General features: G+C 69.0%; 1 protein-coding gene. It reads right to left on the reverse strand.

Going from position 1 to position 3,248, the window contains the following annotated elements; translation table 11 throughout:
• Positions 1-3,248, reverse strand: a 3,248-nt coding sequence (locus QM693_RS37430) for a non-ribosomal peptide synthetase (RefSeq protein ID WP_283354825.1), incomplete at both ends; no start/stop codon positions are given.

Here is a 3,248-nt window from a genome sequence, read left to right on the forward strand (position 1 = left end):
GGTGGTGTCGTATTGGTTGAGGAACCAGATGCGTTGCTGGGCTGGCGATAACGGTGCGTACTCCGGTTCTTCCGCGGCGGCGGTCAACGGGGGGCGGGGTTCAGATCCGGTGTCGTCGAGGAGCAGTCGCGCCAGTGCGCGCGGTGTGGAGGCCTCGAACAGGCTCCGGACGGCGAGGTCGGTGTGCAGGCTCGCGTTCACACGGGCGACGGCCCGGGTCGCCGTCAGAGAGTCTCCACCCGCCGCGAAGAAGTCGTCGTCCACTCCCAGACTCGACAGATCGAGTGCCGCGGCGAGGGTTTCCGCGACGGTCTGTTCGAGTGGGGTGGCCGCCGACACCTGCGCGGGGAGCGGGGTGGATCGGAGGGCGCGGAGTGCGTCGCGGTCGAGCTTGCCCGACGGCGTCCGCGGAATCACGTTGATTTCGACGACCGCGGACGGAACGAGCTGTGCGGGAAGCCGACCGGCCAGGTAGTCGCGGAGTTCGCGGGGTCCGGCCGCGCCGGTGGTCGTCACGTAGGAGACCAGTGTCGCGTCCTGGCCGCCTGTGTCCGGGCCGCCCGTCGAGGGGAGTGTCGCGCTGAACGTGACCGCCGGATGGCCCGACAGCACCGCGTCGATCTCGCCGGGTTCGATCCGGTACCCACGAACCTTCACCTGCGAGTCGCTGCGACCCAGGTATTCGAGGACGGCAGACCCTTCGCGTGCGGTGTTCCAGCGGACGACATCACCGCTGCGATACATGCGACCGCCCGGCGGGCCGAACGGATCGGCGACGAAACGGGTGGCGGTGAGTGCGGGCTTGCCGTGGTATCCGCGGGCGATCGCGTCGCCCGCGATGTACAACTCACCCCGGGCCCGGATCGGGACCGGTTGCATCCGAGCGTCGAGTACGACCTCCGTGACGCCGCGGATCGGGCCACCGATCACATTCGCACCGTCGGCGGCCGGATCGTCCGAGATATCTGCCGCCACAGTGCTTTCCGTCGGTCCGTACGCGTTGATGAGTCGACAGTGCGGAGACCACCGGCGGATCACCTCGGGGGTGCACTTCTCCCCGCCGGTCACGACGCACTCGAGGTCGTCCAGGCGCCCCGGGTCCAGGGTGGCCAGCGTCGTGGGGGTCAGGAAAGCATGGGTCACCCGGCTGTCGGCGAGATGCCGACGCAGTTCATCTCCGCCGTAGATCGTGGTGGGCACGATCACCGCCGTGGCTCCCGCGGACCACGTGAGCAGATACTCGAGTACCGACGCGTCGAAGCTGGGAGACGCGAAATGCGCCACCCGGGACGCTGCGGTCACCCCGGTACGCTCGCGCAACGTGGTTGCGAGAGAGTTCAATCCACGATGACCGACCACCACCCCTTTCGGAACCCCGGTGGACCCGGACGTGTAGATCAGGTACGCCGCATTGTCGGGGCGGATCGTGGGCGCCGGACGAGCTTCCGAATCACGGGTGTGTGGTAGCCGGCCGGCACCCGTGCCCTCGATGTCGATCCATGTGACGGTGTCCGGCAGCGCGTCGCGACGGCTGCTCGTGGTGAGCCCGACGAGGACTCCGGAATCGGTGACCATGTGCTGGATGCGGATCTGCGGATACGTCGGGTCGACGGGCATGAACGCGGCGCCGGTTCCGGCGACGGCCCAGACGGCGAGGACTGACTCGAGGGACCGCGGTATCGCGATGGCGACCACGCTTTCCGGACCCACGCCCGACTCGACGAGACGGTCGGCAAGGAGCAATGCGCGGGCCTCGAGTTCGGCGTACGTCAGCCGGCGGGCCCCGTCGTCTACGGCGACGGCGTCGGGCGAGCGCTCGGCGGCGTCCGCGAGGATCGCGCCCAGGGTCCGCGGCTCCTCGGCCGCCCCACCCCGGGCGGGCACCACGGCTCGCTGCTCCGCAGCATCCAGCAGGTTCAGGCGGGCGATCGGCAGGGACGCGTCGGATCCCATGGCGACGAGCACACGCGCCAGTTGTCCGAGGATCGCGTCGACGCTGTCGGCGTCGAATGCCGACAGCTGGAAGATGCCCCGCAGGTGGAGTGTGGTGTCGGTGGTGGTGGCGAGTGCGAGGGGGTAGTGGGTGGCGTCGGTGGCGGAGGTGGTGGTGATGGTGAGGTCGGTGGGTGGGGTGGTGGTGTGGTGGGGGTAGTTCTCGTGGACGGTGATGGTGTCGAAGGTGGTGGCGTGGGGGTTGGGGATGTGGGTGAGGGGGAGGTGGTGGTGGTCGAGGAGTTGTGTGTGGGTGGTGTGGGTGCGTGTGAGGAGGGTGGTGAGGGTGTCGGTGGGGTGGAGGGTGATGCGGACGGGGATGGTGTTGATGAAGAGTCCGATCATGGTTTCGATGCCGGGGATGTGGGGTGGGCGTCCGGAGACGGTGGTGCCGAAGGTGATGTCGGTGGTGCCGGTGTGGGTGGCGAGGACGAGGGCCCAGGCGGTGTCGATGATGGTGTGGAGGGTGAGGTCGTGGGTGCGGGCCACGGTCCGCAACGCATCCGTCTCCGCGGCCGTCAGTGCCACCACGCGCTCCGCGCAGGGACCCGCAACCCGGTGAGGATCGAGACCCGGTGCGAGCCGTGTAGCGTCCTCGACACCCTCGAGCGCACGACCCCACGCGGCGACGGACGCCGAGACGTCGCGTGTGCCCAGCCATTCGAGGAAATCACGGTACGGCGGCACCGGCGCAAGAGCATCGGGATCGGCGTGGTGCTCATAGAGCTCGAGGAGTTCGTGCAGCAGTAGTGGGGTGGACCAGCCGTCGAGTACCAGATGATGGTTGGTGAGCACCAGGTGGTGGTCGTCGGGGCCGGTCGTCACGAGGGTGAATCGCAGGAGAGGCGGCTCGGCCGGGTCGAACGGCGCGGCGCGGTCCGCGCTGACGATGTCGCCGAGTTCTTCGGCGGGACGGTGTGCGGTGGTGACGTCGTGGTGCGCCCAGGCGAGAGCAGTGGTCGTGACGACCTGTACCGGTGTGCCGTCCGCCGTGTGAGTGAAGGCCGTGCCCAGGTTCGGATGACGACCGAGCAAGGCTGCCACGGCGTCGCGGAGACGGTCGGCGTCGAGGGGTCCGTCGATGTCGAGGACGAGTTGGACGACGTACGCGTCGGCAGCGGGGCCGCCGAGTTCGGCGTGGAAGAGAAGACCGGCCTGCAAGGGGGTGAGGGGCCAGACGTCGGTGAGGGTGGGGTAGTGCTGGTGGAGTGCGTCGAGGGCGGGTTGGTCGAGGTGGACGAGGTCGAGGTCGCTGG

The sequence above is a fragment of the Rhodococcus sp. IEGM 1305 genome (assembly GCF_030058635.1).
GTDB lineage: Bacteria > Actinomycetota > Actinomycetes > Mycobacteriales > Mycobacteriaceae > Rhodococcus_F > Rhodococcus_F opacus_D.